Origin of the sequence: Ruegeria sp. HKCCA5763 (genome assembly GCF_013034545.1) — a bacterium.
Lineage (GTDB): Bacteria > Pseudomonadota > Alphaproteobacteria > Rhodobacterales > Rhodobacteraceae > Ruegeria.
In genome coordinates this window covers 1-15,630 of sequence record NZ_WQGF01000026.1, presented here as the reverse complement: position 1 = coordinate 15,630, position 15,630 = coordinate 1, and the positions used below count along the sequence as shown (strand labels likewise).

General features: G+C 52.2%; 12 protein-coding genes. 8 read left to right on the top strand and 4 right to left on the bottom strand.

Annotation, left to right across the window (positions count from 1 at the left end; genetic code table 11):
* Positions 1 to 452 precede the first annotated feature (452 nt).
* The 6 genes from GOV89_RS22365 (at position 453) to urtE (ending at position 7,116) form a co-directional block, all read left to right on the top strand.
* The gene (locus GOV89_RS22365; protein WP_171239128.1) at positions 453 to 839 is read left to right on the top strand and encodes a hypothetical protein; all 387 of its coding nucleotides are present in this window, start codon (positions 453 to 455) and stop codon (positions 837 to 839) included.
* A gap of 286 nt (positions 840 to 1,125) precedes the next feature.
* Positions 1,126 to 2,400: an urea ABC transporter substrate-binding protein gene (urtA, locus tag GOV89_RS22360; RefSeq protein ID WP_171175039.1), complete on the top strand. Its 1,275-nt coding sequence runs from the start codon at positions 1,126 to 1,128 to the stop codon at positions 2,398 to 2,400.
* Positions 2,401 to 2,462: 62 nt separating this feature from the next.
* The gene (urtB, locus tag GOV89_RS22355) at positions 2,463 to 4,418 is read left to right on the top strand and encodes an urea ABC transporter permease subunit UrtB (RefSeq protein ID WP_171239127.1); all 1,956 of its coding nucleotides are present in this window, start codon (positions 2,463 to 2,465) and stop codon (positions 4,416 to 4,418) included.
* A gap of 10 nt (positions 4,419 to 4,428) precedes the next feature.
* Complete coding sequence (gene urtC / locus GOV89_RS22350) at positions 4,429 to 5,682, top strand: urea ABC transporter permease subunit UrtC (RefSeq protein ID WP_371810657.1); 1,254 nt, start codon at positions 4,429 to 4,431, stop codon at positions 5,680 to 5,682.
* Positions 5,679 to 6,419: an urea ABC transporter ATP-binding protein UrtD gene (urtD, locus tag GOV89_RS22345; protein ID WP_171175043.1), complete on the top strand. Its 741-nt coding sequence runs from the start codon at positions 5,679 to 5,681 to the stop codon at positions 6,417 to 6,419. The genes urtC and urtD overlap by 4 nt, the downstream gene beginning before the upstream one ends.
* Positions 6,409 to 7,116, top strand: a complete 708-nt coding sequence (urtE, locus tag GOV89_RS22340; protein WP_171175045.1) for an urea ABC transporter ATP-binding subunit UrtE — start codon at positions 6,409 to 6,411, stop codon at positions 7,114 to 7,116. Before urtD ends, urtE begins: the two co-directional genes overlap by 11 nt.
* 1,151 nt (positions 7,117 to 8,267) lie before the next feature.
* On the opposite strand, the gene GOV89_RS22335 is transcribed toward urtE, so the two are convergent.
* On the bottom strand, positions 8,268 to 8,903 hold the full coding sequence (locus tag GOV89_RS22335; protein ID WP_171239126.1) for a hypothetical protein: 636 nt from the start codon (positions 8,901 to 8,903) through the stop codon (positions 8,268 to 8,270).
* 1,104 nt (positions 8,904 to 10,007) lie between these two features.
* On the opposite strand from GOV89_RS22335, the gene GOV89_RS22330 reads away from it, so the two are divergent.
* Complete coding sequence (locus tag GOV89_RS22330) at positions 10,008 to 11,144, top strand: hypothetical protein (RefSeq protein WP_171239125.1); 1,137 nt, start codon at positions 10,008 to 10,010, stop codon at positions 11,142 to 11,144.
* A 347-nt stretch (positions 11,145 to 11,491) separates the two neighbouring features.
* Here GOV89_RS22330 and GOV89_RS22325 read toward each other — a convergent pair whose 3' ends face one another.
* The 3 genes from GOV89_RS22325 to GOV89_RS22315 form a co-directional block, all read right to left on the bottom strand.
* On the bottom strand, positions 11,492 to 12,145 hold the full coding sequence (locus GOV89_RS22325; protein ID WP_171239124.1) for a hypothetical protein: 654 nt from the start codon (positions 12,143 to 12,145) through the stop codon (positions 11,492 to 11,494).
* Positions 12,142 to 12,789 (bottom strand): hypothetical protein, encoded by a 648-nt coding sequence (locus GOV89_RS22320; RefSeq protein ID WP_171239123.1) that lies wholly within the window; start codon positions 12,787 to 12,789, stop codon positions 12,142 to 12,144. The genes GOV89_RS22325 and GOV89_RS22320 overlap by 4 nt, the downstream gene beginning before the upstream one ends.
* Before the next feature lie 509 nt (positions 12,790 to 13,298).
* Positions 13,299 to 14,114: a terminase small subunit gene (locus tag GOV89_RS22315; protein ID WP_171239122.1), complete on the bottom strand. Its 816-nt coding sequence runs from the start codon at positions 14,112 to 14,114 to the stop codon at positions 13,299 to 13,301.
* Positions 14,115 to 14,695: 581 nt separating this feature from the next.
* Between GOV89_RS22315 and GOV89_RS22310 the strand changes: the two genes are divergently transcribed.
* Positions 14,696 to 15,007, top strand: a complete 312-nt coding sequence (locus GOV89_RS22310) for a helix-turn-helix domain-containing protein (RefSeq protein ID WP_171239121.1) — start codon at positions 14,696 to 14,698, stop codon at positions 15,005 to 15,007.
* Positions 15,008 to 15,630: the final 623 nt, after the last annotated feature.

Sequence of the window (15,630 nt, the reverse complement as noted above, 5' to 3'; positions counted from 1 at the left end):
CTCAGGACTATATTTATTTCTAATGTTCCACCAGATGAGTGACGGCTTTGGGCTCAAAGCAGTCTTTCGCCGCGTAATGCATGAATGACCGCTGTGCGGACAAAGCTGTCGTTAGCTGCATTGCAGCACGTTTGGTTTGAGTGAACGACTGCTTGAGCGTGCTCAATCTTGGTCTTGGTTAGCGGATCGAGAGTCTCAAGCGGGTCTCAGTTCAGACTTTGAAACTTCCAACCAATGCGACGCTTTAGTTATTTGAAGCCGATAGTAAGCGTCAACTCGTCCTCTTCAGAAGTTTAGGGCGAGCTCAGCCGTTCATTGAGGAACCGCTATGATTAACCAAATCTGAGCTCGAAAAAGGCGGGAAATACTATTTCAAGTAAGCCCTAAACTGAACACAGTTAATTTCAGAGCGCTGCCTTGACGGGCGCAATTCCATTGATGATGGTTATTTTATGAGCGCTTTGAGAACACTTTTGCTTTCAAATCTGTGCACCCTGGTGTCTTCTGGGTTGCTATATGCGGAAATTGGGATCGTAAAGTCCTTTGCGGGTTGTGCAGGGCGATTCTCGGCTGAAATGGAACACGCGTGGCTATTGAACGATCCAAAAGCTCAGGACTATGAACTGCGGCGCGGCGGATTTATCTCATTGCTGGAAGCGACTACGACAGCGGACAACGCAGAATTTGTCCTAAGCCACAGGGTGAATTCCAAACACGCGCATGCACGTTTGCTGCAAACCGCGACCTTTGCTTCGGATGAGGTGAAAGCAAGTGCGGCGCGCCGTGCCGCCAAGCAGTATTTGGATCAGTGTAATCTGTTGATCCTGGGCGGTGTATAAGAGTCGCTTCGCTGCGTTGCCGCATTTTTAAGCGAGACATGCTGCGCTGCCGCAAAATCAGGCAATACCCTCAATCTGTCCAGTAACTCGGGTCATGAGACTCTGAGTGTTGTGGAGAACTATCCTAGCAATATGGAGTGCCGCAAGACGGCTTGGAACATGTGCGAAGGTGCCCGGCCTAGGAACCTGAAGACGCCCTCGCACACCGCAATTATGCGTAGTGGGTATATGGGACGTTTAAGCGCCCCGAACAACCCTGCTGCGCGTCGCATAAAAGGAAATGCTGATGCACACCAAACTTCTCACCACAACCGCCGCAGTCCTGTTGGCCAGTTCATTGCCTGCACTGGCCGATTGCCCGATCAAGATTGGCGTCCTTCATTCGTTGTCTGGCACCATGGCCATTTCGGAAACGACGCTGAAAGACACAATGGAAATGCTAGTCGAACAGCAAAACGAAGCCGGTGGTCTTTTGGGGTGCGAGCTTGAAGCCGTCGTTGTAGACCCGGCCTCGGACTGGCCACTGTTTGCCGAAAAGGCGCGTGAGTTGCTGACAGTGCATGAAGTTGACGTGATCTTTGGCAACTGGACTTCTGTTTCCCGCAAATCCGTCCTGCCGGTAATCGAAGAATTGAATGGACTGCTGTTCTATCCGGTTCAGTACGAGGGCGAAGAAAGCTCGAAAAACGTATTCTACACAGGTGCCGCGCCGAACCAGCAAGCGATCCCAGCCACGGATTACTTCTTGGATGAGCTGGAAGTTGAAAAATTCGCGCTGCTGGGAACCGACTACGTCTATCCGCGAACCACGAACAACATCCTCGAAAGCTATCTGAAGCAAAAGGGCATCGCGGAAGAGGACATTTTCGTTAACTACACGCCGTTCGGTCATTCAGACTGGTCCAAGATTGTGGCCGACGTGGTCGCGCTTGGCGCAGACGGCAAGAAAGTCGGAGTGATTTCGACCATCAATGGCGATGCGAACGTCGGTTTCTACAAGGAACTTGCTGCCGCCGGTATCTCGGCTGACGACATTCCGGTTGTCGCCTTCTCGGTCGGTGAGGAAGAGTTGGCCGGTCTGGATACCACCAACCTCGTCGGTCACCTGGCGGCCTGGAACTATTTCCAGTCGGCCGAAAGCGATGCGAACGAGGCATGGGTCGAAGCGTGGAAAGCCCGCATGGGTGAAGACCGTGTGACCAACGACCCGATGGAGGCCCACTACATCGGCTTCAATATGTGGGTGAACGCGGCGACTGCTGCCGACACCACCGATGTCGACGCCGTTCGGACCGCCATGTACGGTCAGGAATTCCCGAACCTGACAGGCGGCACCGCTGTGATGTTGCCCAACCACCATCTGGCCAAGCCGGTTCTGATCGGTGAAATCCAGGAAGACGGTCAGTTCGACATCATCAGCCAGACAGAAGAAGTTCCGGGCGACGCCTGGACCGACTATTTGCCTGAATCCGCCATTCTCGTGTCGGATTGGAAACAGCTGGGTTGCGGTATGTACAACACCGAAACTGAGAGCTGCGTACAGATCAAGTCCAACTACTAAGAACCTGAATTCCTCGGGGCGCACGAGTTGTGCCCCGAGGCTCAAAACAAAGGTCTTCCTAAATGACGCTTCCGTTCAGGCGGGCAGTGCTTGCCCTGCTGGTCCTTGTGGCCCCTACCCTTTTGCAAGCGCAATCCGCAGACGCCCCGGTTCAGCAGATATTGCGGTCCCACGCGGAGGTGATCCAGAAATCCTCTCGCAAGACGATTGGCCCCGCGATTGACGCGTTGGCGCAAAGTGGACTGCCGGAAGCGCAGACCGTTCTGGAGCGTTGGCAGGCCAAGGACATGTGGTTCAACAAAGAAACCGGTCTTTTTGTCTTTGCCTCAACGGCTGACGGTGGGTTGCAGATTTTTGATGTATCTGACGGTGTCGAGATCGGAGTTGTCGATAAGAAGGAATACAAACAACTCAAACCCAATTCTGGTATTCGCGGGTTGATCGCGTCTGCCCTGGTACAGTTTCAGCTGAACGACCCCAATCCCAGGACACGCGACGCTGCTTTGACAGCGATTGAGCGAGACGCCGAGGCGTCGCACCTGTCTGCCCTGCGGGGTTCCATCGAAGCTGAACAAGACGCCGACCTCAAGGCGCGCAAAGACCGGTTGGAACGCTTGCTCACCATTCGCTTTGATGAGGATGAGGCTGCGAGGCTTGCTGCAATCGACAGCTTTGCCGGCGATCTGGGTGTAGATGTCAGGGCAACGCTCAATCCTTTGGTTTCATCCGAAATCAAGGTCGCAGATCAAATCCCGGACGGTGCGGTTGGCATTGAGGTCGGATCAGACGAGTTGACGCAGGACCAGGCCTATAAACTTCTTGTCGCAAATGGGTTGGCCCCGGAACCGGTGGATGCCGCAGCGGTAAAGCAAACCCTGATCGCCAACATAAACGGCGATACCGTTGCGGGTGTACAAGTGGCGAGCCTTGACGAGGACGCCGCCCGAGAGGCCGCGTATCAGGTGTTGGCCCAGCAAGGTCTTGCGACCCCGCTGGTGACACAGGAAGATATTGCCGAAACTGTTCAAAAGCATAAGTTTTTCAAGGTTTACGTCTCAGCCCCCCTGCCCATCGCTCTTGCTGCGCAGGCGGCTTTGGACAACATCGAAACGCAGGTTGCTTTGAACCAGACAGCGGATCTGGTGTTGGACGCGCTGTCTCTGGCCTCGATCTATTTCCTTGCGGCGATCGGTCTTGCGATCACCTTCGGGGTCATGGGCGTGATCAATATGGCGCATGGTGAGTTTATCATGATGGGCGCCTATACCGGCTATGTGGTGCAGTTGTTCATTCCTGACCTGACGCTTTCGATACTTGTGGCCATTCCCTGCGCGTTTCTCGTGACCTTCGGGGCCGGAGTTCTGCTGGAGCGGCTGGTCATTCGGTGGCTGTATCACCGCCCGCTAGAGACGTTGCTGGCAACCTTCGGCGTTTCCATTGCCTTGCAGCAACTGGCCAAGAATATATTCGGCACGCAGGCGCGTCCTCTGACGGCTCCGGCATGGTTGGATGGGTCGATGGTTCTGAACGACATCGTGTCGATCAGCTACATCCGCATCGCGATCTTCGTTCTGGCGCTGCTGTTTCTGTCGCTATTCCTTATCGTCATGAACCGAACTCGGCTGGGGCTTGAGGTGAGGGCCGTAACCCAGAACAACCGCATGGCATCCTCGATGGGGATCAACCCGGACCGGATCAACATGTTGACGTTCGGTCTGGGCTCGGGCATTGCTGGCATCGCCGGCGTGGCCATCGGGCTGTACGCCAAAGTCACGTCCGAGATGGGCTCTGACTACATCGTGCAAAGCTTTATGACGGTGGTCGTCGGCGGCGTTGGCAACATCTGGGGCACGCTGCTGGGCGCGACGATGGTTGGAACGCTGCAAAAGGGGATCGAGTGGTTCAACCCGTCCAATACGCTGGCGGCGCAGACCTACATGATCCTTTTCATCATCCTGTTCATTCAATTCCGACCGCGCGGCATCATCGCGCTCAAAGGTCGGGCGGCGGAAGCGTGATATGGTTGACATGACTTCTACAGTCGAACCGATACGCAAGCCACTGGTGCTGCGCTATCCCTCTGTCGCGATCTTTCTGATCTTCCTGTCCCTGTTTACTGCCATCATCACCGTTTTGGGCGAAGGGTTTGGCATCGGGCTGATTTCCACCAGCTTTATCAAAACTTTGGGCAAAACGCTGTGCCTGTGTCTTGCTGCACTGGCGATGGATCTGGTGTGGGGATACACAGGTATCCTGTCGCTGGGGCACATGGCGTTCTTTGGCATTGGCGGCTATGCCATCGGTATGTGGCTGATGTACGCCCGTACCGAGATTATCGTGGTCGACAGCCTCGCGGCCTCTGCCTTGCCGCCGACGGCCCAGGAAATCTCGGATGGCATTGCCACCCAGATTTTCGGCGTTGTCGGCGCATCCGAGTTCCCCCCGATCTGGGCTTTTGCACATTCCCTGCCGCTGCAACTGGCTGCCGTCGTGTTGGTGCCCGGTCTTCTGGCACTTATCTTTGGGTGGCTGGCGTTTCGCAGCCGGGTGACCGGGGTTTACCTGTCGATCCTGACGCAGGCGATGACACTGGCGCTGTCCCTGTACCTGTTCCAGAACGACAGCGGGTTGCGCGGGAACAACGGTTTGTCGGGGCTGCAGAACCTGCCAGGGCTGGACTCGGTGCCGCAATCAACGGTTTCGATCCTGTTCTTCTGGGCGTCCGCCTTGGCGCTAGGCCTTGGCTACCTTTTCTGCGCATGGGTGGTGTCTGGCAAATTCGGATCGGTTATTCGCGCCATCCGCGACGACCAAAGCCGCGTCCGGTTCCTTGGATACTCGGTCGAGGCCTACAAGCTTTTCATCTTTACCTTCACCGCCGTGATCTGTGGTATCGCGGGAGCTTTGTACTATCCACAGGCGGGCATCATTAACCCGGCCGAAATTGCGCCCATTGCGTCAATCTATCTGGCCGTTTGGGTGGCGATCGGCGGGCGCGGACGGCTGTACGGGGCGGTGATCGGTGCGGCCTTTGTCTCGTTGCTGTCGACATGGTTCACAGGCGGGCAGGCCCCCGACATCTCGCTGGGGTTCTACACGATCCAATGGGTCGATTGGTGGACCATCCTGCTTGGGTTCTCGTTTGTTGCGGTCACGCTTTTCGCGCCCCGCGGCATAGGGGGACTGATCGACAAGCTTACGGAACGCCGCGCACCGGACCGACATGGGGCCGACCTGGGACCGGACCTTGGATCGTTGCGCGAAAAGGAGGCGAATGAATGAGCACACTTCTCGAAGTTTCTGGCGTTTCAGTATCCTTTGACGGCTTCAAGGCGATCAACAACCTCACGTTCCAAATCGGCCCCGCCGAAATGCGCGCTGTCATCGGCCCGAACGGGGCGGGAAAGACGACGTTCATGGACATCATCACGGGCAAAACCAAGCCGGACGATGGTCATGTTCTGTGGGGCGAAAAATCTGTCTCATTACTGTCGATGAGCGAAAGTCAGATCGCGCAGGCCGGAGTGGGGCGAAAGTTCCAGAGACCAACTGTGTTCGAAGACCAAAGTGTCCGCGAAAACCTGATTCTTGCCCTGAAAAACAAACGCGGGCCGTTGGCCGTGCTGCGGTTCCGGGCGCGTCAGCAAGATCATGAGAAAGTCGCATCGCTGGCCGACGAAATCGGTCTGCAGAGCGCCTTGGACCGCAAAGCCGGTGAACTTAGCCACGGGCAAAAGCAATGGCTCGAGATCGGGATGCTGCTGGCCCAGGATCCGCAATTGCTGCTGGTGGATGAGCCTGCGGCAGGGATGACCCCGGCAGAGCGCGAACATACGACCGACATCCTTGTTGAAGCGGCCAAAACCCGAGCAGTGGTCGTCGTAGAACACGATATGGAGTTCGTCAGCCGCCTCAACTGCAAAGTAACCGTTCTGCATGAGGGGTCGGTTCTGGCCGAAGGATCGTTGGACCATGTCACCCAGAACGAAAGAGTAATCGAGGTTTATCTTGGCCGCTGACTTTCTGAACATCTCCGATCTGACCCTTCACTATGGAGGCAGCCAGATCTTGAACGGTGTCGACATCACCGCGCGTCAAGGTCAAGTGACCTGTGTCATGGGCACCAATGGCGTTGGAAAAACAAGCCTGTTGAAAGCTATATCCGGCGCGCATCCCCGCAGCGGTGGCGACTATGTCCTGAACGGCGAAATAATCGGCAATGTCACTTCCTTTGAACTCGCCAGAAAAGGAGTGGCTTACGTTCCGCAAGGGCGCGAGATTTTTCCGTTTTTAACGGTTCGCGAAAACCTCGAAACAGGCTTCGCCTGCCTGCCCCGCAGCGATCACGCGATCCCCGGCTATATTTTCGAGCTTTTTCCGATCTTAGAAGAGTTCCTTTCTCGGCGCGGGGGCGACTTATCTGGAGGTCAGCAGCAACAGCTTGCAATTGCGCGTGCATTGATCACGAAGCCAAAGATACTGCTTTTGGACGAGCCGACCGAAGGTATTCAACCGAACATTATCAAACAGATCGGGGAAGTCGTCGGCCTGCTACGCGATCAAGGCGAAATGGCCATAATTTTGGTCGAGCAGTTTTTTGAGTTTGCTTATTCGTTAGGCGATGAATTCTTGGTTCTCGAGCGAGGCACCCCTCTTCTATGCGGATCCAAATGCCAAATTGGCAAAGAACAACTATTGTCCGCGGTATCTGTTTAACGGCATTTTAGTGGTTCCCTTCTACTCTGTCATGCTTGACGCACCGCATTCAACACTTCCGGCTTATGCACATACCGTCTCTTAACTCACTTCAGGGAACAAGTAGGATTTCGAGATCATCGGCCGCAATCATCTCATCTACGGCTGCATTAATAAGATCGTCGTTCTCGACCTCGACAGCCTCTTGATCCGCCTCAGTTTCTTGCGCGCCGATGGGAAAAGCAATCGAAAATGCCGTGAACTAAAGGAATGACCAAATCGTCAACGTTCTCAGCTCCTGTTTCATTTGGCTCTCCCCTACTTCCTTAACGGTCGAAGAAAGCACGTACTGACGCAATAAATCCAGAATTATGCTGATGTTTGAATGTTTCCTTGTGACGTCGAACAAGAATCTCTGGGAATCCCGAAATAAGCGACATTGCTCAAGGCGAGTCACATATCTCTTCTGACTATAAAATCGCTTCTTTCATAGTTTCCCTGTAACGACCCGCTCAATATATCAGCAGCCTCCTGGCGACGCCACTCACTTACATCTCCAGGAGGCGACCAGAAAAGTCTGGCGAATGCGTAAGTAACAGAGGTAATTCAGTTTTACCACGCGTGCGGATACTTGATTCCAAAATGCAACAAATTAACTATTTTTACGCGCGCAAAGAAGAATAGTCTCGTTGGATTGAAGTTAACTTGCGTATTAAAACCCAACGGCGAGACACCAAAACGCAGCGAAATATCTGCTTGGGTGTTTGGTCACTAGTTTGAGCGCCGGTATCACGAGCTAGCGTTCACACCACACCGTTTGAATAAGTGTGCTTCTAGGCACGATCCAGATAGTCTGGGCAGTCCTGTATCCAAACTGTTGCCCGCGTCGTCAGTCATCCCAGACAAAGATCGCGCGGCCATCAACAACTAGAAAGTGTTTCGACGCGTTTTTACCGATTGACAATTTTGGGCTCTAGGCGGTCATCTGAGTGATTTTGTCAGATGACGGCTTAAGAACGATAGCGATCATTGTTCGTGGTCATTCCGAGAATTTTCGCCTGAAGGTCTGCATTTTACGACAGCGGCGTTCGCGGCATTTTGAACGAACTGCCGATTTATATCTACAATTGATGGGTATGATGAACGTTAAAATGGGGAAGACCCACGTAGCTTCATTCGTCGACATTTGAGCGCGAGCCGCGTCCAGGACTGGACCCTTCACTACCATTGCCGTGTCCATTATTAGCCGTGCTTCCACGACCGCGGTTTTCACTCTCTGCACTGCCCGCTCCGTCGGAGCTGTCCCCACCACCAGAACTGTCACTGCCACCGGAGTTGCTCCCGCCACCAGAACTGCCACTGCCGTCGGAACTGTCCCCGCTGCCAGAGCTTTCGCTGCCGGAGCTGTCACGGCCACCGGACTGAACACCATCACTGAAATCAGCAAATTGGGAAGAATCCTGCTCACGGTCAGAATCGATTGCTCCGAGAGGTGGATCGGAAAAATTGCCGTCTTCAAACGGCATCCTAACTTCCCGTCGGCCGTTCTCAAAATAGAATGCAACTTCCAAGTCTGGGCAAGCATCGCCAAGTTGAAGAAGTGTTTCTCCGCCGCCGTCGTGAAGTTTTACTTGCCGCGCGACCACATGCGAAATCGCGTCGAACTGACATTCCTTGTCTGGATTTGCCAATGTGTCGTCAATCTGTGAGTCTCGCGTAATCGTTGTTTCAGAAGGCGTCGCACATGCAGAAAGCAAGCCTGTAGAGGCGACAAGAGATAGGGTCAAAGCCCGAAAACGAAAAACCATTTACCATACTCCAAAATGTCCCCCCACCTTGGCACTAACAAAGCCGAAATATCCGCCAAAACACAAAGCGGCACCGACTTTTCAAAGGGTCGCTTTGCCATTGAGAAATTTCAATAAAATTTTGAATTTGTTCGGTCAAAAGTGACAATTTTCAATTTTGAGGTCTTTTGCGTAAAGAAATTCTACTGTCTGTCTTCGAAGGAGTAACAAAGAAGGCGTTGTACTTAGATTGCGCGCGGCCTGGAAATTGCCTGCAATCTCCTAAGTTTTAGTTCAAAAATTCCGAGCGAGGTCGTTTAGAGTGAAGTTTGATTTCCTAGACGCATCATCCCGAAAGGGTTGCCAACGTAGCTTTTGACAAATGAAAAACAAAAAAAGCGGTGCACAACTGTAATTGGGGCAGTCTACTGGAAACGACCAGTGACTGCTGGGCAGGCAAAGCTTCCGTTTGTTGCGGCGGGGAGCTCCAGAATCAATTGAATGATTGATCAGCTGACCAAGTTGATGAATAGAGCTACCTTTCGCTGCTGGGCCTAACGGCACGGACCCTCATTTTCTAGCCGAGGGCAAAAGCCTTCTTCTACAATAGGATCGATACATAACTTGCGGCGGACGCTCTATTTAGAAAAAAGGCCAAAAGAAGAAAATATAGCAATACGGGAAAAGCAATTATAGCCTTCCTTATCATAGATTTTAGGTCGCTATTCTTGTTTGGGCTAAAATTTTCGACCTTGGCGTCACTTAAAGGTGGAAATAGATCTCTTTTGCTTTGCTTAATCATAGTCAACTCGTGAAAAACTGACTAATCTGTTTCAAACCTCACATTAACCGAAGATTAACGCTCAAATTATTTCAGTTTTGGCGGTTTTTTTGACCGCTTTTGGAGACAAAAGCTCCAAGCTAATTTCTATTGTCAACAGTATTAATACTTCCCCAGTGATTCTTTTGGGAGTAACGGCTAAGCTGTTAATGTTAAATTAAAAATATCCACTCCGAAATGTCGGATAGTTGCCACATTCTGGCCCCGTTTTGGCAACACTCTTAAGTGTGGCATTTGCACGTCACCGCTAATCTGTATTTCGCTAAGTAAAAAGGATTTCTTACGTGTTGAACTTCCTTAAAGTGAGCGTCTCCGCACTCGTACTGTCTGCATTTGTAGTTGCACCGATCGTGACGGTTTCTGCCGCTGATTACGCATATGCCAAAAATGGTAACGGCAAGGGTGGAGGTAACGGCGGTGGAAAAGGGAATAACGGAGGTGAAAAGGGCGGCAACAGCGGTGAAAAAGGTGCCAAAAGGGGATGGGGTTCTGACAAATCGCTGAACGGGACAAACTCGAAGTCTGCCAGCAAAAGTCGTAAGTCAAAGAGCGGCAGTCGTTTAGGTCGAGCTATGAAGAAAGACTTTCAGGCTTTAGGCCGCAACCTAAAGCAAAACGGTATCAAAGGTCTATTCAAAGGGAACAAGGCGCGGACGACCACAACACAAGCAAAAAAAACGAGTGTTAAGCAGTCCCTCAGCCCACCAAGCAGAAAAACAAAACTCCTTGATGATGGCACGCTTGACCCTCGCAACCTTGGCAAACTGAATGGTGCGATTAACTCCAGTATAAATGCAAAACTCGCGCATATCGCGAACGGACAGTATGCGAAAGGTACAGGGCCGGTAAGCCTGGCTGCAGGTCTTGCAGTAGCCGACGCGAACTTCAATCATGTCATGGGTGAAGACTACGACTTGAGCCCAGAAGAAGTGAAGGAAATTGCTGCGGCGTATGACTATTTGGACACGGCTCCAATGACGCTGGAGGAAGCTGAACAGGTTCTTGCCGATGAGGCGGCCACCCCCGGTACGATTGCGCCTGAAGATCTTGAGACCGCACAAGCGGTGAAAGATGCGCACGACGTAACAACAGATGAGGACGGAAATAAGATAGGGCAGCCGACCGACGATCAGTTGGCGGCTGCGGAGGCGGTGCATGACGCGGAAGCCAGCCTGTTGGGGCACTACAAAGGCGACTTTTCTGACGACACAATCATCGCGGAGGAACAGCAAGACCGCGTCCTTGGCGCCGTCCGCGCCTCCAATCCCGATGAAGAATCGGTAAAAGCCACACTAGGTACTTCGGACGACGGAAGCATTTATGCCGACGGCCAGGAGGACGATGATGCTGATGGAGAAGCGGAGGGAGCAGATCAAACCCCAGATGAAGAGCCGGAAGACGAATTTGCAAGCAACGGATAAATGTAATGTAAGAGGCCTCAGAGCGAGGATTTAGATGCCTTTTTTGATATTGTCAGCCTCCAGTTGGATTGAACCCGATTTATGCATTAGGTGGCAATATCGCTACTAAGAGGACAACCTAAAACACAACTTCTGCGAAACAACCATGTCCGCTTCCGGCTCGAAGCGGACAGTCGGCAAATTTGGTGGAGCGTCTGCTTCGCGGGACAAAACCGCCATCCGAGAAGATCGAACGCTCAACCCTTTGCGCAGTCCCCGGAATACACCACCTTGTCAAACTCATTTGATCCCCATTCAAGAACGGAATTTCGTTTTGATAGCTTTTATCGAGTTTGTGCCGTTTAATGTCAGTTAGTAATATCCACAATTTCAAAGCTATCAATCTTTATTGGACTTTCGGGTGCATCACCCCACCCATAGACTTCGAAATTTACCTTTGCGGATGGGTCGATCAACACCTGCTTTCCCAGTGAACTCCATTGCACTCCATCTGGACTCGAAGCCCCCTCAAATTCTACATCGGTTTTGGTGAACTTCAAATACAGTGGCTCACCCAGAAGGCCATCATCTCGAATTGAAATTTCTTTGGCGTCCTCGTTGTCTAAAGTCTTGTTCGTAAACTGATAAAGGCTCTTATAATAGTCCACATATACACCCACCCGCACGTTGTTTGACGCGTCGCCAATGCGAATTTGCACACCTTGTTGTCTTTCAGATGGGGTGCCGGCTAGCCTGATCGTTACGACATAATTCTCCGGAAGAAGGCCATTGTACTCAATGACGTTTTTCTTGTCTTTATGCGAAACAAGAAGAAGAAACTCGTCCTGTGTAAGTGCCATTCTTTGCCGGTCAGGGTTCAAAACTCTGAACGCAGGGCTAAGCGTCTGCCCTTGGAAGTCATCAAAGAATTCGCGCTTTTCTTGTGCCATGCCCACCGGCGAAGACAAACAGATAAGTAGACTTAGCGTGGCAGTGGAAATAAACTGCGTTGTGGTCGTCATGGGTCACCTCCTATCGGCTGAATGCCGACTACGCTAGCTTCCGGTAGCCACTTCACACTCTTACCGAATTCAGCTGCGCAAATTGCGGATTCGTCACGTCTGACCTGCACTTTGCCGTCGGTGTGGTTCCGCACCGAAACCGGTAACCAAGCATCCCGTTCGGGCAGTTTAGCATAGAGGCTCGCACCAATGAAGATTTTTGGCTCTATCGTCACGTAGATCTGAGAAAGCGGGAGTGTTTTAAGATCATCAAAATCAAAAAGTACAAGTCCGCTGCCGCTGTCTCGTTCAATGAGTTCGCCTGGAAACAGACATCCTGACTCGTTCCACTCCGCAAGGATGAAACTGTTTTTAAGAACCGATGGCGTTAGGTCCTCTGGAACGGACGAACCTGGCGGTGTGTTGCGGGTCAAATCGGTGCCTACCGTTTCCGCGGAGAACGGGAGATGCAACAGAATCGCTGCTGTCAGTATCGCCGGTCCAAATAGCTTTAGTTTTCGGCGTTGGTCATTTTCAAATTGTGGGATCTTTACAATGCCGAAGTCACGGCCATGAAACCAAGGCGCCAGCGTAAGGATCAAGCCGAATACGAGCAACAAATAGCCAAAGCCGTCCGGCAGATTTGCCCTCTCCAAAATACTCATCTGTCTGGCTCTTTACTATGGATTCTTTGCGAAAGTATATTTGAAGATGACGACGAGGGAACCCAGCTTGAAAAGGCTCTGTTTTGTGTAGTGTTAGCTGAAGCGCGATGTTTGTATCTCTTTCTGCGAAGATAGTTTGAGAGAGCCGCATATCGATCAGATCGCCACTCTGAGTGCAGAACAGGCGCTTGCCGCGAAGCAGCGGGCTACCGTTAGATGAATGCCCGCTCTGGGCTCTAAGCCGTCATAAGACGGTTTCTATCGGATGACAGGTTCTCATGCTGAGCGGTCATTACTCGGTAGATTCCTTCAACTGCGCTGTCGTGATTCAAGGGCGACAGGAGGATTATCCATATCGCATCTGTTCTCGCCCGATCACGAGGGTCTTAACCGCATCAATATCATTTTCCCGAAACTAAGCGGCGTTGCTGGGCTCCACAACCTCAAGGTTCTCAGCGGTACCATCCATTTCACCAGCAACGGCCTGCGATGCAGGGCGCACTAGCCAATTAGTTACTTTCGTTGCTGGGATTGACAGGCACTGCGTTGCCTGCGCCCATCATGCGCTGAACGAGGCGGTCGAGCGGGCTGACCTCTTCTGCATCGACCTTGCCTGCGAACATGCCGTAGTGCTTGGCGATGTTCTCAAGCGCCTTGGCACGGTCCTGCATCTTGATTTCGACACCCTGCTTGGTTTCCTTCACGCCATCGAACAGGAGGCGCGCAGCGGGGCTGAGCTTGCGGGTATCGGCCATGCGGGTGATTTCGGTCCCCATGCCGGAACACTCGGGACAGGCTGGGTTTGGCGGATCTGTGTGGCGATAACCGTAGCCGCCTGCGTCGTCAGGGATGCGCGGGTCCACGATTGCGCCTGACATGGCAACGTCGCGCTCTTTCTCGTCGTGGAACATCGAGAAGATCACTTCGGCCTTACGCTCGGTGAACTCCCGTTCTGTTTTCCACTGGTACTGATGCTCGATGCCGTAGCAGTAGCGGCAGGGCGCGATGATGTGCTGAGTTAGCTCGTTGGGGTCTGCGAGGGCGATTTGCGTCCAGAGGTTCACAATGCCCTCTGCATCCAGCATGGCCTTGCTCTCGACCTGTTTGCGGCCCTCTGCGATAGCGCGGGCAACCTTAGCATTACTTAGCAATTTGGATGCGGTGACTTCCGCTGATCCTTCTGCATATCCGGCGCTGATTGCAGCCTTTTTCCCGTTCGGATCAGCAAGGTAGGCAAGCACAAAGGCCCGCTGGCGCGGGTTCAGGTCGAATTGATCGAGCCAGGTTGTGTCTGCCAAGGCTGGATTGTCGGTTGTGCTGCTCATTCCGGGTGGCGGTGCCTCTTGCGCCTCAAGATCGACCGCAGGATAGGCGCAAACTCTGCGTTAAGCAACAAAATGTAAACGCAAAAACCCTACTACCACCACCAATGTATTTGTTTACTTGTTACTTTAGTGGCTCCTGCTTGGCTCCTGTTGTGGCTCTTACTTGGCTCCGCATGTAAATATTATTTATTTTAAACAGGTAGTTATTTGGCTCTTACTTGGCTCCTGCGCTGGCTCCGACCCTCACATCATGAAAATTGTAAACGTGTTCACTTTGTTGTTGCATAGTGCAACATGTATACTTTACAAATGAGGCCAAGGAGTACACGCATGGAAAAGGTCATTGATCGAGAAAATGTCGAGCCCTGAGATTGCGATCCACCTATGCAGCAAAGAGTGGAAATGGCACTCATCAAACGGATCATCCCCAAAAATGTTCATCGAGCCTGCAGCTCTCAACCGGTACTACGCAACCACCCACAATGCCCAATTGGCAGGCTCAAAGGCAAATCCGGTTCACTGCACACCAAACCCGATAGAAACCGCTAATACGGGCTCCACAATGACCCCAAAGATCGATCATGAAAATACGCATTAAAGAAATCCGGCAAGCCAAAGGGCTTACTCAGGACGAACTTGCAGTGAAGGTTGATTTATCTCGATCTTATTTGGCGCAATTGGAAAAGGGGAAACGTCCACTCACCACCAAGAAGCAGGCCATTATTGCCGCAGCCCTTGATGTGGAGCCAACTGAGCTTGTAGATTTCAGCGCACCCGACAAAGACGAAGAGGTGCTTCTTCTCGAGGCGTTCCGTGCCCTTTCCCCCGAACAGCGAAAAGCTTGGCTCGAATGGGCGAAAGTAGCTAAGGGATCCGCCCTGGATAAAGAGTAAACGTTCTACACACCATGCCAATCGGATCAACCGATCTTGTGCACAGAAAAAAACGGCAAATCGTATAGTCACCGGGCACGGGCTGCAAGATGGTGAAGGTCGAAGATCTGGAAAAGCTGAACGAAGGAAGGGCCGCATAATCGGCAGGTATTAAAACCCAGATGTGGGGCAGAATGTGGGGCAAATTCGGTTGCCCCATTTTTTTATTGTTATTTTATAAAAGCTTAGCTGTTTTTTATGGAGCGGGTAGCGGGAATCGAACCCGCGCGTTCAGCTTGGGAAGCTGATCATTATTGCAGTGATTCGGCATATTTTGTTGGGGTCCGCGATTATTTGTTCAAATACTTGTTCAAATTTCACTGAACCGAATTGAACTGAAACTGCACGACGAAGAGGAACTTATTAACACCAACCGGGAAACAACTTTGCGGCGTATGTTTGGGTCGTGTCCCGACGCGTGTCCCGACTCACTATATCAGCAGCGCCACTACGCCAAAACCTACCAGACCGGTATCATCCGTGGGTTGATGACTGCTTCACTTTCTGACATGTCGAAACTAAGTCGGCTTAGGCTCAGGACTCATAGCCAAAAGATAACGAGTGCGGCGAGCGCGATTGCAGAG